The following is a 22,026-nucleotide window of genomic DNA, read 5'->3' on the forward strand; positions in this document are numbered from 1 at the left end:
GCCGAGCAGAAGAGTACACGTCGGCCACCCCTCGACCGGGGCGATATCCGCGAGCCGACAACGCGGAAGAAGTGTGCAATCCACCGGCGCGACCAGGTACCCTGATCCAGTCCTCGCCACCGCGACTGCGGTGCGGGTACGCCTTTGCGGGTGTAGCTCAATGGTAGAGCCCCAGTCTTCCAAACTGGTCACGCGAGTTCGATTCTCGTCACCCGCTCCAGCAGGCCGACGGCCCCGACTGCCCACGCAGTCGGGGCCGTTGGCGTTCCGGCCGGTCACCCCGTCGACCACGCGCCCGGCCACACCCCTCTGTCACACCCCTCCGTCACACCCGCTGCCGCACCCCGGCCGCCCGCCCGGAGCGCCGGACCCCGGGCAGCCCGAAGGCCCCGGGCGGCCGGGTGGCTGCGCGGGGCCTTCGGGGGGTGAGGCGTGGATCAGACGTTGACGCCGTGGGCCGCCAGGTAGGCGACGGGGTCGATGTCGGAGCCGTAGTCCGGGGTGGTGCGGATCTCGAAGTGCAGGTGCGGGCCGGTGACGTTGCCGGTGGCGCCGGAGAGGCCGATCTGCTGGCCCGCCGTCACGGCCTGGCCGGCCGAGACGGAGATCGAGGACAGGTGGGCGTACTGGGCGTACTTGCCGTCGGCCAGCTTGATGACGACCTGGTTGCCGTAGGCGCCGCCGTTGCCGGCCGAGACCACGGTGCCCGCGGCGACGGCCTTGAGGCTGGTGCCGGTGGCGACCGGGAAGTCGATGCCGGTGTGGTAGCCGCTGGACCAGTTGGAGCCGGCCACCTTGTAACCGGTGGTGACCTTGCCCGGCGCGGGGGCCACGTACGCGGCGTTGGCGCTGGTGGTCGCGGCGACCGGAGCGACCGGCACGGTGGTGACGGCCGGAGCCGGGGTCGACGCCTTCGGGGCCGGGGCCGCCTGCTGGGTCTTGGCGGTGTCGGCGACGGCCGGCTTCGTGACGGTGACGGCCGGCTTGGTGGCGGGCTTCGGCGCGGCGGCGGGCTTCGCGGCGGTGTCCGAGGAGGTGGACTTGGCGGCCGGGGCCTTCGCGGGGGCGGCGGCCTGGCCGTTGATGGTCAGCTGCTGGCCGGGGAAGATCAGGTCGGGGTTGCCGCCGACCACGGAGTGGTTGTCCTGGTAGAGCTTCTCCCAGCCGCCGTCCACGTGCTGCGCGGCAGCGATCTTGGACAGGGTGTCGCCGGAGACGACCCGGTAGTCGTGCGCGGAGGCGACCGGCGTCGCGTCCGTCGAGACCTGGGACGCCGGGCGGTTGGCGCCCTGCTCGGTGGCGGTGTGCGCGGAGGCGGCGGTGACCGGGAGACCGATCGCGGCGCCGGCCACACCGGCGGCGATGGCGATGCGGGCGACGGTGGCCAGGCGCGGCTTGCGGTGCTTGCCCTGAACGGACATGAAGCATTCCTCTCCGACGCCTGCGAGGTGAGCTGTCGGGTTCGGGCGAGAGTTGCCCGGCCGCAGAACTGCGGCTTCACCCCGAGCCGTTCCCGGATGTTCCCGGGCCCGGCGACTTACCTGTGGTTCCCCCGCTCCTGCCGTGGCGTGGTATCTGGTCGGCACCGGACGACGGCAGGACTAGGCGTTCCGTCCGGTGGCCCGCCCGGTCACTGGCCGGGCTGCGGACGAAGCAAATCCCACGGCCCGCGAGGCTGGCAAACGCCGACCGGCCCCGTTCCCAAGATCGGGAAGGGGCTGACGGTCCACCAGGTCACGCGGTGTCGACCGGGCCGCTGCGGTGCGCGTACGGGATCATGACGGTGCGCACACGAACCCCGCACGGTGGGCGACTTCGGCCACCGTGCGCGTTCGGTCGTGGACCCGGCGTGACGCCGTGGGTGACCCTGGTCACCTGCGGGCAGGCCGAATGGACGGCGCGGGGGTGCCTCCCGCCCGTCGTGGCGTGTCGCCGGAGAGCCGACGCGGCGTCAACCCGCGATCGAGGCGATGGCCTTGGAGACCGAGGTGAGGAACTGCTGGATCGGGCCGGCCATGGTCGACTGGCTCAGCATGAAGCCGAACAGGGCGGCGACGATGGCGTGCCCGGACTTCAGCTGCTTGTTGCGAATGAAGATCGCGACGATGATGCCGAACAGGACAAGCGCGGAGACGGAGAAGGCCACCGGGACTCACTTCCTCGATTCGTGGCGGGGGTTCGGGTGAAAGCCGGCGATGGCTCCCAGGCGGAAACCGGCCCCAGCCCCCCGTGTCCCCACCACTCCATCCGGACTCAGTGTGGTCGCTCGTGCGGAGTGCGTAAAGAACTTGCCCGGGGCTCCTGCGCCCGAACCCGCCTGGTAGGACTGATTTTCGCCGACCGCGACGATAGCGGACGGGTTCTGACGGTCCGTCGGCGGGCGGCGGTCCGCGCAGGCCGGCGCGGTAAACCGGCAGGCAGATCCGGGGTCACCGGCAGGCCCGGACACCGCACCGGAATTGGCCGAAGATCAACGCCCGGGTTTGACACTCCGTGGACACTCCGCGCTCACCGGGTCTGCACTCGCCGCGGGTTCAGCGGCGCCAGATCAGCAGCACCGCGCGGTCGTCGTTGACGTGCTTGGCGACGGTGTCGATCAGCCGGACCGCGGCCCCGGACCGGATCGCCGCCGGTGCGGCGGCGACCAGCCGGTCGGCCTCGCCCATCAGCCGGTCCATGCCCTCGGCGAGGTCGCGGCCGGGGATCTCCACCATGCCGTCCGTGCACAGCATCAGGACGTCGCCGGGGCCGAGGGTGCCGCGCACCCCCTCGAACTTGGCCTCGTCGTAGACGCCGAGCAGCGGGCCCTCGGCCTCCTTGACCTCCCAGTAACCGGCCCCCGCGAGGCGGTGCATGCCGGGCAGGTGCCCGGCGGAGAGCAGTTCGTACTCGCCGGTGTCCAGGTCCACCACCAGATGGACGGCGGTGGCGAAGCCCTCCGCCCAGTCCTGGCGCAGCAGGTAGCCGTTGGCGGCGGGCAGGAAGTCGTGGGCGGGCAGCGAGCCGAGCAGTCCGCCGAAGGCGCCGGACAGCAGCAGCGAGCGGCTGCCGGCGTCCATGCCCTTGCCGGAGACGTCGGCGAGGACGATTTCGAGCACCCGCCCGCCGGGGCCGGTGCGGGCTGCGGCCATGAAGTCACCGGAGAAGGACTGGCCGCCGGCCGGGCGCAGCGCGGTGTCGGTGTGCCAGCCGTCGGGCAGTTGCGGGATGCGGCCCTGGACCCGGATCCGCTCGCGCAGGTCGAACAGCATGGTGGAGCCGCCCCGCCAGGGCACGCCGATCCGGCGGCGGAACTGGGCGACCAGCAGTCCGGCGACGCCGACCGCGCCGACCACCAGGGCGGCACCCGGGGTCACGCCGTGGGTGTAGGCCTCGGGCTGCGCGCTGGCGACGCGCTCCCCGGTGTGCACCAGGGACTCGGCGATCAGCCCGCCCGCCGCGACGGCGTACAGCAGCACCAGGGTGCCGGGGCGCAGCAGCAGGGCGCCGGCCAGCACCGGCAGCACCAGGGCGGTGGGTGGGGCCCAGTCGGGGATCGCGATGTTCAGCAGTACCAGCACGGGCACGGCGAGGGCGAGGGCGGCGAACGCCCACCAGTCGGCGCCGTCACCGCGGAAGTAGTCGACGCCGGTGCGGCGCAGCCTGCGTCGGGCCCGGTACAGCGCAGCGCGCAGCCGGGCCGTCACGGGCTCGCGGGGCGGTCTGCCGCCCCGGCCCGTCGCTCCGGTGCGCGCGCTGTCGGCCATGGGGACCGACCTTATCCACCGGCGGTGCCCGCGTCGACGGCCCGGGTGGCACCGAGTGCAACGGGAGCGGCACTCTCCGGTGGGTTTCGGCCGCGAGCGCCGCGACGGGGAGCACCGGAGACCGGAGCACGGCATGGGCGCGACAAATCGGTCGCACGCTTCCGGTTCGGGTGGTAGGCAGGGCCTCATGACGATTCGACACCCCGAACTGACCCTGCGACCGTTGCGCGCCGAGGAGTGGGAGACCTGGTACAGCACCCTGGACGTGGCCTTCGGCGGCAGCGGGGAGGCCCCCGCGGAGCGCGCGCTGTGGCACGAGTTGACGGAGGTGGAGCGTTCGCTGGCGATCTGCGAGGGCGAGCGCATCGTCGGCGGCGGCTCGGCGTTCAGCTTCCGACTGGTGGTGCCGGGCGGCGCGGTGGTCCCGGCGGCGGGCGTGACGATGGTGGGCGTGCTGCCCACCCACCGGCGCCGGGGCGCGCTGACCGCCATGATGCGCCGTCTGCTGGCGGACGTACGGGCGGCCGGGGAGTCGCTGGCGGTGCTGACGGCGTCCGAGCCGGCGATCTACGGGCGGTTCGGCTACGGGCAGGGCACCCGCAAGGCGGTGGTGTCGATGCTCCGCGGCCGGGTGAAGGTGCACACGCCGGAGCGCCGCGGCGAGCTGGTGCTGCGGCTGGCCGATCCGACGGCCGAACTGGCGCGCTGCGAGGAGCTGTACGCCCGCCTCGCCACCCGCCGCCCGGGCACCCTGCTGCGGCAGCCCGGCTGGGAGAAGCTCCCGGTGCTGGACGCGCCGGAGTCCCGCAGCGGCTTCTCCCCGCTGCAGTCGGTGCTGGCGGAGGACCCGGAGACCGGTGAGCTGCTCGGCTACGCGCGGTACGCGGTGAAGGACGACTGGAACGAGCGCGGCGCGGCCGGCGTGGTCCGGGTCCGCGCGGTGCAGGCGGAGCAGCCCTGGGTGTACGCCCGGCTGTGGGAGTTCCTGCTGGACCTGGACCTGACGGAGCGGGTGGAGGCGTTCAACCTGCCGGCGGACGACCCGCTGCTGCACCTGGTGTCGGACGTCCGGCACCTGACGCCCCGGATGGTGGACGCCATGTTCGTGCGGCTGGTGGACCTGCCGAAGGCGCTCGGGGCGCGCGGCTGGGCGCAGCCGGTGGACGCGGTGCTGGAGGTCACCGACGCGTTCTGCCCGTGGAACGCGGGCCGTTGGCGGCTGACGGCCTCGCCGGGTAAGCCGGCCTCCTGCGTGCCGACCGACGAGCCGGCCGATCTGGCGCTGGACGTGCGCGAGTTGGGCTCGGCCTACCTGGGCGGCACCTCGCTGACGGCGTTGGCCGCGGCGGGTCTGGTGCACGAGCTGCGGCCGGGTGTGCTGGAGCCGGTGTCGGCGGCGTTCCGCTCGGGGCTGGAGCCCTGGCTGCCGCACGGCTTCTGACCGGCTGCCGGAAGACGCGCGCCCGCCCGGAGCAACTCCCGGGCGGGCGCGGTGCGTTGTGGCCGGATCAGCCCTGCGGGTGGTGCGCCGGAATGGGCGGCAGCTCGCCGGTGGTCTCGTACTCGGAGAGCATCTCGATCCGGCGGGTGTGCCGGGGCTCGCCGCTGTACGGGGTGTTGAGGAAGATCTCGACGAACTTGGTGGCCTCGTCCAGGGTGTGCATCCGGCCGCCGACCGAGATCACGTTGGCGTTGTTGTGCTCGCGGCCGAGGGCGGCGGTCTGCTCGCTCCAGGCCAGCGCGGCGCGGACGCCCTTGACCTTGTTGGCGGCGATCGCCTCGCCGTTGCCGGAGCCGCCGATCACCACGCCCAGCGCCTCGGGGTCGGCGGCGGTGCGCTCGGCCGCCCGCAGGCAGAACGGCGGGTAGTCGTCCTCGGCGTCGTAGATGTGCGGGCCGCAGTCGACCGGCTCGTGCCCGGCCTCCTTCAGCCACTCGACGAGGTGGTTCTTCAGTTCGTATCCGGCGTGGTCGGAGCCCAGGTAGACGCGCATGGACACGAGTGTGACATGCCACCGGGCCCGCGCCCCGGCAGGGGCGGCGGGCCCGGTTCGGACGGGTCGTCAGCGGCGGCCGAGGAGCTTCCAGGTGAGCGGCAGGGCGCCCATCGCGAGCGCCATCTTCAGCGCGTCGCCGATCAGGTACGGGTACATGCCGAGGCTTGCGGCCCTGGCCAGCGGGACGTCCAGGGCGAACGCCAGGTACGGCACGCCGACCGCGTAGATCACCAGGCTGCCGAGCGCCATCGCGCCGGCGGTGCGCAGCGGGCTGCGGTCGGCGCCGCGGCGGGCCAGCGCGCCGGTGAGGGCGGCGGCCAGCACGAAGCCGATCACGTAGCCGAAGGTGGCCATGCCCGCGCCGGAGGCGCCCTCGGCGAACCAGGGCAGGCCGGCCGCGCCGGCCGCCAGGTAGAGGCCGAGCGCGGCGGCGCCGCGGCGGGCGCCGAGCGCGGTGCCGACCAGCAGCGCGGCGAAGGTCTGTCCGGTCACCGGCACCGGCGAGCCCGGCACGGGGACGGACAGCTGGGCCGCGATGCCGGTCAGCGCGGCGCCGCCCACCACCAGGGCCAGGTCGCGGGTCCGCGCGCCGATCCGGGTGGACGCCTGCGGCAGCAGGTCGGCAAGGACGGCGGTGGACGGTGTCGACGCGGCGATGGCCATGGCTGCTCCCGGGATTCCGACGGAATGGATCATCTGTGAACCTACGCGCTGTCAGGGCTCCGCCACCGCGTCGGGGCACGACAAAGCCGACCGGGCCGGGCTTGTCGGGTCCGGCCTGTGACCAAGCCCTCACCGGGTGCTCACGGTGGCTCCGCCGTCACTGTCCGTCGGAACGGCGTCCGGATGCCGGTCCCGGTTGGGGCGTCCACGTCACATGCCGAATAGTGGACAGATCCCTCCGAAATGGTCGGACCGTCACACAGTCTGGAAAACCCTCCGCATGACCCGTACTCCCCCCACCGCCAAGGCGACCGCCCGGCCGGCCGTCGACGGCGCGGCCGAGGACACCGGCCTGGCCCACGGACTCAAGCAGCGCCACCTGTCGATGATCGCGCTCGGCGGAGTGATCGGCGCCGGCCTGTTCGTCGGCTCCGGCTCCGGCATCGCCGCCGCCGGCCCCGCCGTGGTGCTCGCCTTCGCCGCCTCCGGGCTGCTGGTGATGCTGGTGATGCGGATGCTCGGCGAGATGTCCGCGGCCCGGCCCGCCTCCGGCTCGTTCTCGGTGCACGCCGACCGGGAGATCGGCCCGTGGGCCGGCTTCACCGTCGGCTGGCTGTTCTGGGTGCTGCTGTGCGTGGGCGTCGCGGTGGAGGCGATCGGTGCGGCCGGCATCGTCTCCGGCTGGCTGCCCGCCGTGCCGTCCTGGGCCTGGGTCGCGATCTTCATGGCGTTCTTCTGCGCCACCAACCTGGCGGCCGTCCGCAACTTCGGCGAGTTCGAGTTCTGGTTCGCCGCGATCAAGGTGCTGGCGATCAGCGCCTTCCTGGTGATCGGCGTGCTGGCCGTGCTCGGCCTGCTGCCCGGCACCGCCTCCCCCGGCGCCGACAACCTGACCGGCCACCACGGCTTCCTGCCGCACGGCGCGAGCGGGCTGGTCACCGGCCTGCTCGCCTCGGTCTTCGCGTACGGCGGTCTGGAGACCGTCACCATCGCCGCCGCCGAGTCCGAGAACCCCCGGCGCAGCGTGGCCCTCGCGGTGCGCACCGCGATGTGGCGGATCGCCCTGTTCTACGTCGGCTCGATGGCGGTGATCGTCACCCTGGTGCCGTGGGACGACCCGGCCGTGGTCCGGCCCGGCCCCTACGTGGCCGTGCTGCAGACCCTCGGCATCCCGGGCGCCGCGCAGCTGATGAACGTGGTGGTGCTGATCGCGCTGCTGTCCGCGATGAACGCCAACATCTACGGCTCGTCCCGGATGGCGCACTCGCTGGTCGCCCGCGGCCACGGCCCCCGGGCGATGGCCCGGCTGTCCGGCGGCGTCCCGCGGCGCGCGGTGCTGGCGTCCTGCGCGTTCGGGTTCCTCGCCGTGCTGCTCTCCTACTGGTGGCCGGAGACGGTCTTCACCTGGCTGCTCAACATGGTCGGCGCGGCCGTCCTGGTGGTCTGGGCCTTCATCGCCGTCGCCCAGCTCCGGATGCGCCGCCACGTGCCCGCGGCGCAGCTCCCCGTCCGGATGTGGGCGTTCCCGTACCTGACGTACGCCGCGCTGGCGGCGATCGCGGTGGTCCTGGTGCTGATGACGATGGACTCCGCCAACCGCATCCAGCTGTACTTCACCGCCGGCCTGACGGTCGCGCTGGCGGTCGTCGGCCACCTGCGCAGCCGCCGACCGGCGGTCTGACGCACCTGGCGGAGCCCCCGCACCCCGGAGCGGGTGCGGGGGCTCCGCCGTGCCCGGCTACTCGAACGAGGGCCCCGCGGTGCGGGTGCGCTTGATCTCGTAGAAGCCGGGCGTCGACGCCACCAGCAGCGTGCCGTCCCAGAGCCGGGCCGCGGCCTCGCCGCGCGGCGTCGGGGTGACGACCGGGCCGAAGAAGGCGACCCGGTCGCCGTCCGGGCCCTCCACGGCGATGACCGGGGTGCCGACGTCCTCGCCGACCAGGCCGATGCCCTCCCGGTGGGAGGCGCGCAGCTGCTCGTCGAACGCGTCCGTGTCGGCGGCGTCCGCGAGCTCGGCGGGCAGCCCGGCGGCGGTGAGCGCGGCGACCACGGTCTCCCGGGTGTTGGGCAGGCCCTGGTTGTGGAAGCGGAGGCCGAGTTCGGTGTAGAGCCGGCCGAGCACCTCCTCGCCGTGCGCCTCGGCGGCGGCGATCAGCACCCGGACCGGGCCCCAGCCGGCGGCCAGCAGCTCGCGGTACTGCTCGGGCACGTCGTCCCGGTCCTCGTTGAGGACGGACAGGCTCATCACGTGCCAGCGGACGTCCACCGGGCGGAGCCGCTCGACCTCCAGCATCCAGCGGGAGGTCATCCAGGCCCACGGGCAGATCGGGTCGAACCAGAAGTCGGCGGTCTTGCGGCTGTCGGCAGTGCTCACGTGCGGTGTCCCCATGAATCGGCGGTCGAGCGGTGCGGGGTCTCCCCCGCGGAGCTGCAACCCGGACCCGGCCGTGATGATTCCTCGCCCAGTGCAATGGCACCGTGGGGAGGGCGTGAAAGGATTGCCCCCGACGGGGTGCCATGAACACTCCGAAAGCCGTGTGTTCCGTACAGAGGAGTACCGCCGTGCCGGGCAAGAACCTGAGCCGTGAGGAGGCCCGAGACCGGGCCGGGATCATCCGGGTGGAGAGCTACCGCGTCCACCTGGACGTGAGTGCGGCGGCCGACCCCGGCCGACCCACCTTCCGTTCCACCACCCGGATTTCGTTCGACTGCAGCACCCCGGGCGCGTCGAGCTTCGCCGACCTGCTCGCCCCCGAGGTGGTCTCCGTCGAGCTGAACGGGCGCCGGCTCGACCCGGCCGAGGTGTTCGACGGGGCCCGGGTCGCGCTGCCGGAGCTCGCCGCGCACAACGAGCTGACGGTGGTCGCCGAGTGCGCCTACAGCCGCACCGGCGAGGGCCTGCACCGCTTCGTCGACCCGGTGGACGGCGAGACCTACCTGTACACCCACTACGAGCCGGCCGACGCCCGCCGGGTGTTCGCCGACTTCGAACAGCCCGATCTGAAGGCCCCGTTCAGCTTCACGGTGACCGCTCCCGCGGCCTGGGACGTGTACGCCAACGCGGTGCACGAGAGGATCACCGAGGACGGCGCCGCCCGCACCTGGGAGTTCGCGCCGACCGAGCCGATCTCCACCTACCTGACCGCCGTGGTGGCCGGCCCGTACCACGTGGTGCGCGACCACTACTCGCGCAGGCTGGCCGACGGCAGCGTGCTGGAGATCCCGCTCGCCGCCACCTGCCGCCGGTCGCTGGCCCCCTACTTCGACGCCGACGAGATCCTCACCGTCACCAAGCAGGGCCTGGACTTCTTCCACGACGAGTTCGACTACCCGTACCCGTTCGGCAAGTACGACCAGTGCTTCGTCCCCGAGTACAACATCGGTGCGATGGAGAACCCCGGCTGCGTGACCTTCCGCGAGGAGTTCATCTACCGCTCGAAGGTCACCGAGGCCGCCTACGAGGCGCGCGCCAACGTGATCCTGCACGAGATGGCGCACATGTGGTTCGGCGACCTGGTCACCATGAAGTGGTGGGACGACCTGTGGCTGAAGGAGTCGTTCGCCGACTTCATGGGCTCCTTCGCGCAGATCGAGGCCACCAAGTACAGCGCCGCCTGGATCACCTTCGCCAACCGCCGCAAGGCCTGGGCGTACCGGCAGGACCAGTTCCCCACCACCCACCCGATCACCGCGGACATCCGCGACCTGGAGGACGCCAAGCTCAACTTCGACGGCATCACCTACGCCAAGGGCGCGTCCGTCCTCAAGCAGCTGGTCGCCTACGTCGGCCGGGACGCGTTCTTCGAGGGCGCCCGCCGCTACTTCAAGAAGCACGCCTTCGGCAACACCGTCCTCGGCGACCTGCTGGACGCCCTGGAGGAGACCAGCGGCCGCGACCTGCGCAGCTGGTCCGCCGCCTGGCTGCAGACCTCCGGCGTCAACACCCTCACCCCCGAGATCACCTACGACGCCGAGGGCCGGATCACCGAACTGGCGATCCGCCAGGACGGCGAGGTCATCCGCCCGCACCGGATCGCGGTCGGTCTGTACGACCTCGCCGAGGACGGCGCGCTGCGCCGCACCGACCGCTACGAGCTGGACGTCACCGGCGCCCGCACCGTGGTCGCCGACGCGGCCGGCCGTTCCCTGCCCGCGCTGGTGCTGCTCAACGACGACGACCTGACGTACTGCAAGGTCCGCTTCGACGAGCGCTCGCTGGAGACCCTGCGCACCGGCCTCGGCGACCTCACCGGCGAGACCGGCCTGGCCCGGGCGCTGGCCTGGTCCGCGGTGTGGAACCTGACCCGGGACGGGCTGATGCCCACCCGCGACTACCTCGACCTGGTGCAGCGCTTCGCCGGCCGGGAGTCCGACATCGGCGTGCTGCAGTCCCTGCACCAGCAGGCCGGCACCGCCCTGGAGCTGTACGCCGACCCGGCCCGCCGCGCCGAGTACGGCACCGCGCTCGCCGAGGTCGCGCTGCGCGAGCTCTCGCAGGCCGCCCCCGGCAGCGACCACCAGCTCGCCTGGGCCCGATTCCTGGCCGACACCGCCGAGCGCGCCGACCACCTGCAGCTGCTGCGCGGCCTGCTGGAGGACACCGCCCGGATCGACGGCCTGACGGTGGACCAGGAACTGCGCTGGAGCTTCTGGCTGGCCCTCGCCGCCAACGGCGACGCCGGCACCGAGGAGCTGGCCGCCGAACTGGCCCGCGACAACACCGCCAGCGGCCGCCGCCAGCACACCCAGTGCCTGGCCGCGCTGCCCACCCCGGAGGCCAAGGCCGCGGCCTGGAGCGCCGTGGTCGACTCCGACGAGCTGCCCAACGCCCTGGTCGAGGCGCAGATCGCCGGCTTCGGCCAGGCCGGGCAGCGCGAGCTGACGGCCGGCTACGCCGAGCCGTACTTCGCGATGCTGGAGTCGATCTGGGCGGACCGCTCGATCGAGATCGCGATGCGGATCGTCGGCGGCTTCTTCCCGCAGTACCAGACCACGCCCGAGACCCTGGCGGCCACCGACGCCTGGCTGACCGCCCACCAGGACGCCGCGCCCGCGCTGCGCCGCCTGGTGCTGGAGTGCCGCGACGACCTGGACCGCGCCCTGCGCGCCCAGGCCTGCGACGTCCAGTAGCCCACCCGCGCACAACGGCCCGGCCCCCGCTCCGAGTTGGAACGGGGGCCGGGCCTTCTGCCGTACGGCGGGCGCTACTTGAGGGTGGCGGAGGTCAGACCCGCCTGGACCTGGCGCTGGAAGGACAGGTACACCACCAGCACCGGCAGCATCGCGATCGTCATGCCGGCGAACAGCGCCGGGGCGTCGCTCTTGTAGCCGGACTGCAGGGCCAGGTTGACCAGGCCCTGGGCGAGCATCGAGTGGTCGGCCTCGCCGGCCGTGGTGGGCTGCATCAGGGTGACCGGCAGGATGTACTGGTTCCACTGGCCGAGCACGTTGAAGATGCCCACGCTGATCAGGCCGGGCTTGGCCATCGGCACCATGATCTGGAAGAACGTCCGGGTGTGCGAGCAGCCGTCCAGCATCGCGGCCTCGTGCACCGCGCTCGGCAGGGTGCGGAAGAACGAGTACATGAAGAACACGGTGAACGGCAGCGAGTAGGCGACGTACACCAGGATCAGGCCGGCGTAGCTGTTCAGGCCGAGGTACGGCGAGATCTCACCGAGGTTGCGGACCATGAAGAACAGCGGCACCAGGGCCAGGTACACCGGGAACATCGAACCCGCGACGAACAGGTAGTAGATGAACCGGTTGCCCTTGAACTCGTAGCGGGCCAGCACGTAGGCGGCCATCGAGCCGAGCAGCATGGTCAGCGTGACGGAGCCCAGCAGCACGATGACGGTGTTGGCGAAGAAGCCGCCGATGCCCTTGGACCAGGCGCGGGAGAAGGCGTCGAAGCCCCAGTGGGCCGGCCAGCTCCAGGCCGAGCCGTTGATCTGCGCGTCGGTCTTGAACGAGCCGAGGACGACCCAGAGCAGCGGCAGGAGGATCAGCACGGCCCAGACGGCCAGGAAGCCGTGCGAGAAGACGTTCAGTACGCCGCCGCCGTCGGCGAAGCGCTGGTCCTTGCCCGGCTCGGGCTTGGTGCCGCGCTGACCGGGGACGCTCGCGGTCTTGTCGAGAGTGGTCATGTCCGGTCCCCGCTCAGTACTCGATCTTGTCGCGCTTGGTGGCCCACAGCGAGACGATGGTCAGAATGAGGGTGAAGAAGAAGATCACCACACCCATCGCACAGGCGTAGCCCGCCTCGCCGTTGCGCAGGAAGCTGCGCATCAGGTAGGTCGAGATGAGCTCGCTGTGGTGGTCGGGACCACCGCCGAAGTACGCGCCGGGAGTGATCGAGGAGACCAGCGCGAAGGCGTCCATGGCGACGATGGCCAGGTAGACCCAGGCGGTCTGGACGGTCTCCCAGAGCAGCGGCAGGGTGATCTTGAAGAAGGTCTGGCCGCGCTTGGCGCCGTCCAGCAGGGCGGCCTCGTAGATGTCCTTCGGGATGCCCTGCATGGCGGCCGAGAACAGCACCAGGTAGAAGCCGACGCCGGACCAGACCAGCACCGCCAGCACGCACCACATGACCAGGTCGGGGTCGGACAGCCACTGCACCGGGTCGTTCACGGTGGCCAGGCCGAGCTTGATCAGGATGCCGTTGGCCAGGCCGGACTGGTCGGTGCGGTACACCGCGCCCCAGAGCACGGCGAGGATGGCGATCGACAGCACCTGCGGGAAGAAGAAGACGACCTTGTAGAACGGCGCGCCCTTGACGCCCTGCACGCCGCCGGTGCCGCCCTTGCCGCCGACGTTCAGCATGAAGGCGAAGAACAGCGCGATCAGGATGGTGACGACCGGCAGCAGGATCAGCAGCAGCAGGTTGTGCCAGAGGGCACCGGCGAAGACCTCGTCATCGAGGAGTCTCGTGTAGTTGTCCAGGCCGATGAAATCCATCTCCTGGCTCGCCCCGGACCAGTTGGTCAGGGAGTATCCGAAGGTCTGCAGGTACGGCCAGAGCACCAGGCCGACGTACAGCACGATCGGAAGGAAGAGGAACCCCACGATGAAGGGGTACTTGCCGTGACGCATGGTCACTTTCTCCTGTCCGTCAGGAAGACGCACCGGGGGCGTCTCGATGCCCCCGGTGCGTTGATCGAGTGACCGATCAGGCGGTCTTGTTCTTGGTGGCCGATTCCTTGGCGCGCTTGATCCACTCGGCGGGAGTGATGCGCTTGGCCATCAGCTCGCCCGAGGCGTTCTGCAGGTCCTCGTCGAACTTCGAAGCGGTGTTCGGGTACTGGAAGTTGAAGGTCTTGTCGCCCGCGGCCTTCAGTGCCACCACGGTGGAGGCGGTGCCCGGCTTCAGCTGGACCTCCGGGCCGACACCGTCCTTCAGGCAGGTGAGGCTGTTGGCGGTCTGGGCGAACTTGCCCGAGGCCTCCTTGGTCAGCATCATCCGCAGGAACTCCAGGCCGCCGGCCACGTTCTTGGCCTTCGACGGGACGATGAACGGCTCGCCTGCGCCGGCCCGGATGGCCTCGAAGGGCAGCTTGTCGCCGGGCAGCGACGGCATCGGCAGGAACTTCATGTCGAAGTCGGCCGGGGTGGTCGGCAGCTGCTCGTTCTCCAGCCAGGAGCCGGACGGGATGAACGCGGCCTTGTACTGGTTCCACGCCGTCTGCGACTCGGTGTGGGTCATGCCGTTGGTGCCGGGGAGCAGGAAGTCCTTGTCGACGATCTGGTAGAACGCGTCGAGCACGGTCTTCACGGCCGGGTCGTCCCACGCGGCGGCGTCGAGGGAGTCGATCCGCTTCATGAGGTCCAGGCCGCCCTGCTTGGCGATCATGTCCATCATGACGACGTTGATGTAGTACGGGTACTTGCCCTGGTGCGCGACCGGGGCGATGCCCTTGGCCTTGATCTGCTCGCACAGGGTGATGAACTCGGCCCAGGTCTTCGGCGCGGTCCAGCCGTTGTCCTTGAACAGCTTGCCGGAGTACCACCAGCCGAACACGGTGTACACGTAGGACAGGTTGTAGACCTTGCCCTTGACCGTGCCGGAGTCGATCGTGCCGGGCATCAGCACGTCGCGGATCTTCTTCGACGGGTCGTCGATGTACGGCGCGTCCAGCAGCGGGGCCAGGTCGGTGAGCTGGTTGGAGTCCGCGAGGACGTCCAGCTTCATCTGCTTGGCGCCCGAGTCGTCGATGACGTCCGGCGGGGAGCCGGCGTTGAAGCGCGGCTGCAGCTTGCCGGTGACGTCCTTGTCGGCCTGGTGGTTGATCTTCGCACCCGGGAACTGCTTCGAGTAGATCGCCTCGAACGCCTTGGCGTACTCGTTGCCGTAGCCGCCGTCGAAGATGAAGACCTCAAGACCGTCGGCGTCCTTCACCCCGAACGGGTTCTTGGCGTCGCTCAAGTTGTAGCCGCCGGCCGCCTTGGTGCCCTTGTCGGAGCTCCCGGTACCGCCGGCGCAGGCCGCGAGCAGCGAGCTGCTGCCGGCCGCCAGGACGGTGATCGCGGCCGCGCGCTTGAACAGGTCGCGGCGGTTGTACTCAGTTGCAGAGCCCATGCGTGCCCTAACCCCTCAGTTCCAGAAGATGTGAGCCGAAGCTGACGTCACGTCAACTTCCTTGGCCCGAAAGGTGCCCAGCGGCGAAGATGCCGGTCAGAGGCTGTGTGATGATGCGCAAAGGTATAGTCCACTGTTCATCTGACAGCAATAGGCCGCCGGTCTGATAACAAACCTGACAGTCAAAGCGTTGTCGGCGGTGCAGCATGTGCAATGTGCAGGGACCCTGCACATTACGTGTCCGCGCCAGCCATGAGCGCGAATCTAGCGCGCAAATGTTCGTTTGAACATAGAAATGCGCAGCTTCGCGCATTACGGTTCGAGAACCGTGACGACGAAGCCGCGCATCGGTGAGCGCCTGACGAACCCTCAGTTATCCTCAGTCGTCCCGAAGCCCCTTGTCCAGCGCGGCGATCATGCCGCCCTGGGCATCGTCGCCGTCCAGCGACCAGACCATCACCCCGCCCAGGTCGTTCTCCCGGACGTAGCGGGCCTTGCGGGTGGCCAGCTCCGGGGTGTCGTACGTCCAGAAGTCGGTGCCGTCGAACTTCCAGCTCGCCCCGTGCGCCCGGTCGTTGTGGACCGTGCCGGGCAGCTCCTTGATCTGCTTGTAGGACAGGGTGCCGCCGCGGGCCAGCCCGGTGGCCGACTGGTACAGGCCGCTGCCCCGCGGACCGCCCGGCACGCCCGTCCAGCCGAAGCCGTAGAGCGGGACGCCCACCACGGCCTTCTTCGACGGCAGGCCGCGGTCCGTGTAGGCGCCGACCAGCCGGTCCACGCTCAGCTGCAGCCCGGTGGGGTCGTTCGGGTCGGAGTACAGGTTCGACTCGTGGTTGGTCGGGCCCTTGGTCTCCCACGGGCCGTGCAGCTCGTAAGCCATCAGGTTCAGCCAGTCCACCGACCTGGCGACCTTGTCGATCTCGAACTTGTCGACCGCGGACTCGCCGGCCGGCACCGCCGCGGTGAGCAGGTAGTGCGGGCCCTTCCTGCCGGACAGCGCGTCCAGCTGGGTGCGGAACTCCTGCATCAGCAGGGTGAAGTTCCGCCCGTCCTCGGGACGCACCACGTTGCCCTCGTCGCCCGGGCTGCCCGGGTACTCCCAGTCGATGTCGATGCCGTCGAACACGCCGGCGCCCGCGCCCGCGCCGCCCTCGGCCGAGCCCAGCTGCGGCAGGTTGCCCTTGAGGTACAGGTCGATGCAGGAGGAGACGAACTTCTTCCGGGAGGCGTCGGTGAGCGCCGCGTCCGAGAAGTGCTTGGACCAGCTCCAGCCGCCCAGCGAGATCACCGCGCGCAGCTGCGGGTTCTTCGCCTTCAGCTTGCGCAGCTGGTTGAAGTTGCCCTTGAGCGCCTGGCCCGGGGCGTCCGCCACGCCGTCCACCGACTCCTCGGCGCCCACCGGGCGCTGGTAGTCGGCCCAGGCGTCGCCCACCCCGGCCGCGTTCGCCTCGAAGCAGGAGCCGTCGGCGGAGACGTTGCCGAAGGCGTAGTTGATCACGGTCAGCCGGCCGGCCTGGCCGCTGTCCTGGACCTTCTTGGCGGAGAACCCGCTGTAGATGCCCCACTGGGTGAAGTAGCCGACCCGCTGGCCGTTCAGCCGGTGGCCCTTCTCCTGGGCCTGCGCGGTGGCCGGGGAGACGAGCAGGGCGCCGATGGTCGCGGCGGCGAGGAGTGCGGAGGTTCGTCTGGTGGTCATTCCGTGAATCTCTCCGATTCAGCGTCAATTGGTATGGACCAAGTGCTGATGGAGAGGTCTAGTCCACCCTGCGGGCGCCGCACAAGGGGATGGCCGGGATTCCTCCAAGAAATGGCAAAGAGCCGCACCGCCCCTCGCGGGGCAGTGCGGCTCTTCGGTGACGCCTTGTCAGCCGATCAGGCTGCGCAGCACGTACTGCAGGATGCCGCCGTTGCGGTAGTAGTCCGCCTCACCGGGGGTGTCGATGCGCACCACCGCGTCGAACTCGACAGCACCGGCCTTGACCTTGACGGTCTTCGGGGTACGACCCTCGTTCAGCTCGGTGACACCGGTGAACTCGAAGGTCTCCTCGCCGGTCAGGCCCAGCGAGTCGGCGTTCTGGCCGGCCGGGAACTGCAGCGGCAGGACGCCCATGCCGATCAGGTTGGAGCGGTGGATGCGCTCGTAGGACTCGGCGATGACGGCCTTGACGCCGAGCAGCGCGGTGCCCTTGGCCGCCCAGTCGCGGGACGAGCCGGAGCCGTACTCCTTGCCGGCCAGGACCACCAGCGGGATGCCCGCGGCCTGGTAGTTCTGCGAGGCGTCGTAGATGAACGACACCGGCGCGTCAGCCTGGGTGAAGTCGCGGGTGTAGCCGCCCTCGGTGCCCGGCGCGATCTGGTTGCGCAGGCGGATGTTGGCGAAGGTGCCGCGGATCATGACCTCGTGGTTGCCACGGCGCGAGCCGTAGGAGTTGAAGTCACGCTTCTCCACACCGTGCTCGGTGAGGTACTGCGCCGCCGGGGTGCCCGGCTTGATGTTGCCGGCCGGGGAGATGTGGTCGGTGGTGACCGAGTCGCCCAGCTTGGCCAGCACGCGGGCGCCGGCGATGTCCGTCACCGGGCTCGGGGTCTTGGCCATGCCCTCGAAGTACGGGGGCTTCCGGACGTAGGTCGACTCGGCGTCCCACTCGAAGGTGTTGCCGGTCGGGACCGGGAGCGACTGCCAGCGGTGGTCGCCGGCGAAGACGTCCTGGTAGCCCTTGTCGAACATGGCCTCGTCGATCGAGCCGGCGACCGCGTTGGCGACCTCCTGCTCGGACGGCCAGATGTCGGCGAGGAAGACGTCGTTGCCGTCGGCGTCCTGGCCCAGCGCGTCCTTGGTCAGGTCGATGTTCATGTTGCCGGCGAGGGCGTAGGCGACCACCAGCGGCGGGGACGCCAGGTAGTTCATCTTGACGTCCGGGTTGATCCGGCCCTCGAAGTTGCGGTTGCCGGAGAGCACCGAGACGACCGCGAGGTCGGACTCGTTCACCGCGGCGGAGACCTCCTCGGGCAGCGGGCCCGAGTTGCCGATGCAGGTGACGCAGCCGTAGCCGACCAGGTTGAAGCCCAGCTTCTCCATGTACGGGAGCAGGCCGGCCTTCTCGTAGTAGTCCATGACGACCTTGGAGCCGGGCGCCAGGGTGGTCTTGACCCACGGCTTGACCGTGAGGCCCTTCTCCACGGCCTTCTTCGCCAGCAGGGCGGCGCCCAGCATGACGGAGGGGTTGGAGGTGTTGGTGCAGGAGGTGATCGAGGCGATCACGACCGCGCCGTTGTCGATCGCGTAGGTCGAGCCGTCGGCCGCGGTGACCGCGGTCGGCTTCGAGGCCTCGGCGGAGTAGGTCGGCAGCGCCTCGGCGAACTTCTCGGCGGCCTCGGCCAGGATCACCCGGTCCTGCGGGCGCTTCGGGCCGGAGATCGACGGGACGACGGTGGAGACGTCCAGCTCCAGGTACTCGGAGTAGACCGGCTCGACCGACGGGTCGTGCCAGAGGCCCTGCTCCTTGGCGTACGCCTCGACCAGGGCGAGCTGCTGCGCGTCGCGGCCGGTGAGCTTCAGGTAGTTGATGGTCTCGGCGTCGATCGGGAAGATCGCACAGGTCGAGCCGAACTCCGGCGACATGTTGCCGATGGTGGCGCGGTTCGCCAGCGGGATCGAGGTGACGCCCTCGCCGTAGAACTCGACGAACTTGCCGACCACACCGTGCTTGCGCAGCATCTCGGTGATGGTGAGCACCAGGTCGGTGGCGGTGGTGCCGGCGGGCAGCTGGCCGTTGAGCTTGAAGCCGACCACGCGCGGGATCAGCATCGAGACCGGCTGGCCGAGCATCGCGGCCTCGGCCTCGATGCCGCCGACGCCCCAGCCCAGCACGCCCAGGCCGTTGACCATGGTGGTGTGCGAGTCGGTGCCGACGCAGGTGTCCGGGTACGCCTGGCCGTTGCGGACCATGACGGTGCGGGCCAGGTGCTCGATGTTCACCTGGTGGACGATGCCGGTGCCCGGCGGGACGACCTTGAACTCGTCGAACGCGGTCTGGCCCCAGCGCAGGAACTGGTAGCGCTCCTTGTTGCGGCCGTACTCGATCTCGACGTTCTGGACGAAGGCGTCCGGGGTGCCGAACTTGTCGGCGATGACGGAGTGGTCGATGACCAGCTCGGCCGGCGCCAGCGGGTTGATCTTGGACGGGTCGCCGCCCAGCTCCTTCACGGCCTCGCGCATGGTGGCCAGGTCGACCACGCAGGGCACGCCGGTGAAGTCCTGCATGATCACGCGGGCCGGGGTGAACTGGATCTCCTCGGACGGCTCGGCCGTCGGGTCCCAGCCGCCCAGCGCGCGGATGTGGTCGGCGGTGATGTTGGCGCCGTCCTCGGTGCGGAGCAGGTTCTCCAGCAGGACCTTGAGGCTGTACGGCAGCCGCTCGGAACCCTCGACGGCGGAGAGCTTGAAGATCTCGTACGACTCGTCGCCCACCTGCAGCGAGCTGCGGGCGTCGAAGCTGTTCGCGGACACGACTGACTCCTTCTTGGTCCACCCGGTGATAAGGTAAGGCTTGGCTAACCTGACGGCCGCCGGCCCACCGAGCCGATGATGGAAGGCCCGCCGGACGCGGGGCCTGCGCCTCTCGGCAAGTATCTTGACGTCAAGATAAAGTCTAACGCCGAATGTATCTCGATGTCGAGATAAACCATAGTGCATGGCTCCGTCCAAACTTCACCGGCACATCCTGTAACGCAACCGCAGCCCCGGCGCATCTGTCCTCATGACCGAGCGGCTCCGCGTCCAGCCCGCAGCGCCGCCGGAACCCGGCACGTGACGAGGGGTGCGGATGGCGGTGGGGCGGCGAAGGGCCGAGGAGCGGCGCGAGTTCGAGGAGTTCGCGCACGCCCGCGGCACCGCGCTGTTCCGCACCGCCCTGCTGCTGTGCGGCGACTGGCACCTCGCCGAGGACCTCACCCAGACCGCGCTCGCCCGCATCTACGCCTCCTGGGGCCGGGTCAGGCAGGCCGACAACCCCGTCGCCTACGCCCGCACCGTGCTGCTGCGCTGCTACCTCTCGCACCGCCGGCTGCGCCGCAGCAGCGAACTGCCCGGCCTCGACCTGCTCCCCGAACAGGCCGCCCCCGACACCGACCCCGCACTGCGCGTCGCCCTGCTCGCCGCCCTCGCCGAACTGCCGCCCAAGGACCGGGCCGTCCTGGTACTGCGCTACTGGGAGGACCGCAGCGTCGAAGAGACCGCCGCGGAACTCCAGCTCGCCCCCGGCACCGTCCGGGTCCGCGCGCTGCGCGCCCTCACCCGGCTGCGCCGCCAGCTCGCCCCGCAGCTGCACACCCTCGTCCCGTGACCGGACCTCCGCCCCGCCCCCGCCAGCCGGGCCCCGCCGCCCCTGCGGAGAACCGTCCGGCCGACCGGCCCGCCGAACCGACCGATGCGCCGTCAGAAAGCGAGAACGCCCCGATGCCCGAGCAGGAGCTGAGCGACGTCTTCGAACGGGCGGTCGGCGACGCCGTGCCCGACCTCGGCCTGCTCGTCGCCGGAGCCACCGCCGAAGGCCGGGCCATCCGGCTGCGACGGCGGGCCGCGCTCGCCGGGACGGTCCTCGCGGTCGCCGGCCTGGCCCTCGGCGGCGGACTGCTGCTGCGCCCCGCCCCGCCCGCCCTCTCCGTCTCCCCCGGTGCCGGCGGATCGATGCCCCCCGTTCCCACGCCGCAGTCGACCCTGCCGTCGGGCCTGGTGCCGGTGAACGGCTTCAACGCCCGGGCCCTGCTGGGCAAGCTGCTCGGCCCGATGCTGGTCGTCGACACCTGGGACGGCCGCCGCTCCACCTCCGACGCAGAGGTGCAGACCGTCTTCCTGGCCGGCCTGCACAGCCTCGGCGACGACCGCACCGGCACCCTCAGGATCCAGCTGACGGCCCCGACCGACGGCCGCTCGCCGTGGCCGTCCGACCGCCTCGACTGCGCCACCCGCCCCGTCGGCGAGAAGTGCGCGATTCTCGCCGGCGCCGGCGGCACCGGGATCGCCGTCACCAGAAACGACGAGGCCGGGCAGCTCAGCTACGTGGCGGAGCTGCGGCGGGGCGACGGATTGCTGGTCACCCTGGTCGCCACCGGCGCCGACGGGAACGCGCCGCTGGTGACCTGGCAGAACATCACGCGCTGGACGACCGACCCGGACTGGTCGGCCCTCGTCGCACGGGAGGAGCCCGCAGACCTCGGCGCGCAGCCGACGCCCGACCTCGGCAGGAGCCCGACGGGCCGGCCGAGTTCGACGGGCCGGCCGAGTTCGGTGGTGCAGGAACCGGCCAAGGACACCCGCTCCGACGCGCCGTCGAGCGGGACCGCGCGGTGACCGTGCAGTAGGCAGCCGTGCGGGACCTGATCGGCGGGCCGGATCCGTCGTCGGGCACCCCGGTGCCGGGCCGCGGTGCGCGCGGGCTACCGTGGGCGGGTGATCGTGGTGGACGCTTCCGCGGTGGTGCTCTCGCTCGCCGACCAGGGCCCGCGAGGGGCCGCAGCCCGGGCCGCACTGGCCGCCGACCCCGACTGGGTCGCGCCCGAACACGTGCTGATCGAGGTGATGCAGTCGCTGCGCGGGCTCTACCTCGCCAAGGAGGTGACCGCCGAGCAGGCGGCCCGGATCGCCCAACGACTGCCGGAGCTGACGATCCGGAAGATGGAGATCGCGCCGCTGCTCGGCCGGATCTGGGAACTCAAGGACAACCTGACCCCGGACGACGCCGCCTACGTCGCGGTCGCCGAACACTGCGGCGCCCCGCTGATCACCGCCGACCTGCGACTGATGCGCGCCAGCGGGCCGCGCTGCGAGATCCGCGGCATCACCGCCGCCGGCTGAGCCGGGCGGACGGGCGGTCGGTCGGCCGGCCGGTCTCCGGCCCGCCCGGTCCGACAAGGGCTGCCGGGCCGGGCCCGACCGGGCGTTCTCGTACGGGTGACTGCGGGCGGTGCTGCGGCACGGCGACGTGCGTGACGGGGCGGGCGGCGGCCACGGTGGGCGGTGTTCCCTGACGGTCCGTCGGAAGGTCCG

The 22,026-nt window shown here is 71.1% G+C and carries 17 protein-coding genes, 1 tRNA gene and 1 riboswitch; of the genes, 7 read left to right on the forward strand and 11 right to left on the reverse strand.

All coding sequences use genetic code 11. The features are described from left to right. Positions 1 to 146: 146 nt before the first annotated feature. Positions 147 to 220 (forward strand) — tRNA-Gly (locus IEZ12_RS02260). 217 nt (positions 221 to 437) lie between these two features. Here IEZ12_RS02260 and IEZ12_RS02265 read toward each other — a convergent pair. The 3 genes from IEZ12_RS02265 to IEZ12_RS02275 form a co-directional block, all read right to left on the reverse strand. After that, positions 438 to 1,421 (reverse strand): M23 family metallopeptidase, encoded by a 984-nt coding sequence (locus tag IEZ12_RS02265; RefSeq protein ID WP_189270472.1) that lies wholly within the window; start codon positions 1,419 to 1,421, stop codon positions 438 to 440. A 2-nt stretch (positions 1,422 to 1,423) separates the two neighbouring features. Beyond that, positions 1,424 to 1,579, reverse strand: a riboswitch (cyclic di-AMP (ydaO/yuaA leader). 372 nt (positions 1,580 to 1,951) lie between these two features. Then, entirely contained in the window at positions 1,952 to 2,146 is a 195-nt protein-coding gene (locus tag IEZ12_RS02270; RefSeq protein ID WP_043913995.1) for a hypothetical protein, read from the reverse strand. 388 nt (positions 2,147 to 2,534) lie between these two features. Beyond that, positions 2,535 to 3,746 carry a PP2C family protein-serine/threonine phosphatase gene (locus IEZ12_RS02275; RefSeq protein WP_189270473.1) on the reverse strand — a complete coding sequence of 404 codons (1,212 nt, stop codon included), beginning with the start codon at positions 3,744 to 3,746 and terminating at the stop codon, positions 2,535 to 2,537. Between the two features lie 187 nt (positions 3,747 to 3,933). Between IEZ12_RS02275 and IEZ12_RS02280 the strand changes: the two genes are divergently transcribed. Further along, on the forward strand, positions 3,934 to 5,187 hold the full coding sequence (locus IEZ12_RS02280; protein WP_189270474.1) for a GNAT family N-acetyltransferase: 1,254 nt from the start codon (positions 3,934 to 3,936) through the stop codon (positions 5,185 to 5,187). Between the two features lie 67 nt (positions 5,188 to 5,254). Here IEZ12_RS02280 and IEZ12_RS02285 read toward each other — a convergent pair whose 3' ends face one another. Together IEZ12_RS02285 and IEZ12_RS02290 are read right to left on the reverse strand one after the other, a co-directional pair. Continuing rightward, the gene (locus IEZ12_RS02285; protein WP_100585677.1) at positions 5,255 to 5,740 is read right to left on the reverse strand and encodes a ribose-5-phosphate isomerase; all 486 of its coding nucleotides are present in this window, start codon (positions 5,738 to 5,740) and stop codon (positions 5,255 to 5,257) included. Between the two features lie 69 nt (positions 5,741 to 5,809). Continuing rightward, on the reverse strand, positions 5,810 to 6,406 hold the full coding sequence (locus IEZ12_RS02290) for a biotin transporter BioY (RefSeq protein WP_189270475.1): 597 nt from the start codon (positions 6,404 to 6,406) through the stop codon (positions 5,810 to 5,812). Between the two features lie 280 nt (positions 6,407 to 6,686). On the opposite strand from IEZ12_RS02290, the gene IEZ12_RS02295 reads away from it, so the two are divergent. Continuing rightward, positions 6,687 to 8,087, forward strand: a complete 1,401-nt coding sequence (locus IEZ12_RS02295) for an amino acid permease (RefSeq protein WP_189270476.1) — start codon at positions 6,687 to 6,689, stop codon at positions 8,085 to 8,087. Positions 8,088 to 8,144: 57 nt separating this feature from the next. On the opposite strand, the gene IEZ12_RS02300 is transcribed toward IEZ12_RS02295, so the two are convergent. Then, positions 8,145 to 8,780 (reverse strand): mycothiol-dependent nitroreductase Rv2466c family protein, encoded by a 636-nt coding sequence (locus IEZ12_RS02300; RefSeq protein ID WP_268250226.1) that lies wholly within the window; start codon positions 8,778 to 8,780, stop codon positions 8,145 to 8,147. 188 nt (positions 8,781 to 8,968) lie between these two features. Between IEZ12_RS02300 and pepN the strand changes: the two genes are divergently transcribed. Then, entirely contained in the window at positions 8,969 to 11,536 is a 2,568-nt protein-coding gene (gene pepN / locus IEZ12_RS02305) for an aminopeptidase N (RefSeq protein WP_189270478.1), read from the forward strand. Between the two features lie 74 nt (positions 11,537 to 11,610). Here pepN and IEZ12_RS02310 read toward each other — a convergent pair whose 3' ends face one another. The 5 genes from IEZ12_RS02310 to acnA form a co-directional block, all read right to left on the reverse strand. Next, on the reverse strand, positions 11,611 to 12,549 hold the full coding sequence (locus IEZ12_RS02310; RefSeq protein WP_189270479.1) for a carbohydrate ABC transporter permease: 939 nt from the start codon (positions 12,547 to 12,549) through the stop codon (positions 11,611 to 11,613). Positions 12,550 to 12,562: 13 nt separating this feature from the next. Beyond that, positions 12,563 to 13,495 (reverse strand): carbohydrate ABC transporter permease, encoded by a 933-nt coding sequence (locus IEZ12_RS02315; protein ID WP_043914005.1) that lies wholly within the window; start codon positions 13,493 to 13,495, stop codon positions 12,563 to 12,565. Between the two features lie 76 nt (positions 13,496 to 13,571). After that, complete coding sequence (gene ngcE / locus IEZ12_RS02320) at positions 13,572 to 14,978, reverse strand: N-acetylglucosamine/diacetylchitobiose ABC transporter substrate-binding protein (RefSeq protein ID WP_043914007.1); 1,407 nt, start codon at positions 14,976 to 14,978, stop codon at positions 13,572 to 13,574. A gap of 379 nt (positions 14,979 to 15,357) precedes the next feature. After that, positions 15,358 to 16,674: a glycoside hydrolase family 18 protein gene (locus IEZ12_RS02325; protein ID WP_189270480.1), complete on the reverse strand. Its 1,317-nt coding sequence runs from the start codon at positions 16,672 to 16,674 to the stop codon at positions 15,358 to 15,360. Between the two features lie 168 nt (positions 16,675 to 16,842). Next, on the reverse strand, positions 16,843 to 19,488 hold the full coding sequence (gene acnA / locus IEZ12_RS02330; RefSeq protein WP_189270481.1) for an aconitate hydratase AcnA: 2,646 nt from the start codon (positions 19,486 to 19,488) through the stop codon (positions 16,843 to 16,845). Between the two features lie 316 nt (positions 19,489 to 19,804). Here acnA and IEZ12_RS02335 point away from each other — a divergent pair, with 316 nt between their 5' ends. The 3 genes from IEZ12_RS02335 to IEZ12_RS02345 all read left to right on the forward strand — a co-directional run bounded on the left by IEZ12_RS02335 (position 19,805) and on the right by IEZ12_RS02345 (position 21,834). Further along, positions 19,805 to 20,323: a SigE family RNA polymerase sigma factor gene (locus IEZ12_RS02335; RefSeq protein ID WP_100585667.1), complete on the forward strand. Its 519-nt coding sequence runs from the start codon at positions 19,805 to 19,807 to the stop codon at positions 20,321 to 20,323. A gap of 113 nt (positions 20,324 to 20,436) precedes the next feature. After that, entirely contained in the window at positions 20,437 to 21,330 is an 894-nt protein-coding gene (locus IEZ12_RS02340; RefSeq protein WP_189270482.1) for a hypothetical protein, read from the forward strand. A 99-nt stretch (positions 21,331 to 21,429) separates the two neighbouring features. Further along, positions 21,430 to 21,834 carry a type II toxin-antitoxin system VapC family toxin gene (locus IEZ12_RS02345; RefSeq protein ID WP_043916367.1) on the forward strand — a complete coding sequence of 135 codons (405 nt, stop codon included), beginning with the start codon at positions 21,430 to 21,432 and terminating at the stop codon, positions 21,832 to 21,834. Positions 21,835 to 22,026: the final 192 nt, after the last annotated feature.

Origin of the sequence: Kitasatospora griseola, assembly GCF_014648555.1 — a bacterium.
GTDB lineage: Bacteria > Actinomycetota > Actinomycetes > Streptomycetales > Streptomycetaceae > Kitasatospora > Kitasatospora griseola.

Coding starts and splice junctions, on each gene's coding strand:
- IEZ12_RS02265 (WP_189270472.1), bottom strand. CDS start 1,421: ATGTCCGTTCAGGGCAAGCACCGCAAGCCGCGCCTGGCCACCGTCGCC.
- IEZ12_RS02275 (WP_189270473.1), bottom strand. CDS start 3,746: ATGGCCGACAGCGCGCGCACCGGAGCGACGGGCCGGGGCGGCAGACCG.
- IEZ12_RS02280 (WP_189270474.1), top strand. CDS start 3,934: ATGACGATTCGACACCCCGAACTGACCCTGCGACCGTTGCGCGCCGAG.
- IEZ12_RS02285 (WP_100585677.1), bottom strand. CDS start 5,740: ATGCGCGTCTACCTGGGCTCCGACCACGCCGGATACGAACTGAAGAAC.
- IEZ12_RS02290 (WP_189270475.1), bottom strand. CDS start 6,406: ATGGCCATCGCCGCGTCGACACCGTCCACCGCCGTCCTTGCCGACCTG.
- IEZ12_RS02295 (WP_189270476.1), top strand. CDS start 6,687: ATGACCCGTACTCCCCCCACCGCCAAGGCGACCGCCCGGCCGGCCGTC.
- IEZ12_RS02310 (WP_189270479.1), bottom strand. CDS start 12,549: ATGACCACTCTCGACAAGACCGCGAGCGTCCCCGGTCAGCGCGGCACC.
- IEZ12_RS02315 (WP_043914005.1), bottom strand. CDS start 13,495: ATGCGTCACGGCAAGTACCCCTTCATCGTGGGGTTCCTCTTCCTTCCG.
- ngcE (WP_043914007.1), bottom strand. CDS start 14,978: ATGGGCTCTGCAACTGAGTACAACCGCCGCGACCTGTTCAAGCGCGCG.
- IEZ12_RS02325 (WP_189270480.1), bottom strand. CDS start 16,674: ATGACCACCAGACGAACCTCCGCACTCCTCGCCGCCGCGACCATCGGC.
- IEZ12_RS02335 (WP_100585667.1), top strand. CDS start 19,805: ATGGCGGTGGGGCGGCGAAGGGCCGAGGAGCGGCGCGAGTTCGAGGAG.
- IEZ12_RS02340 (WP_189270482.1), top strand. CDS start 20,437: ATGCCCGAGCAGGAGCTGAGCGACGTCTTCGAACGGGCGGTCGGCGAC.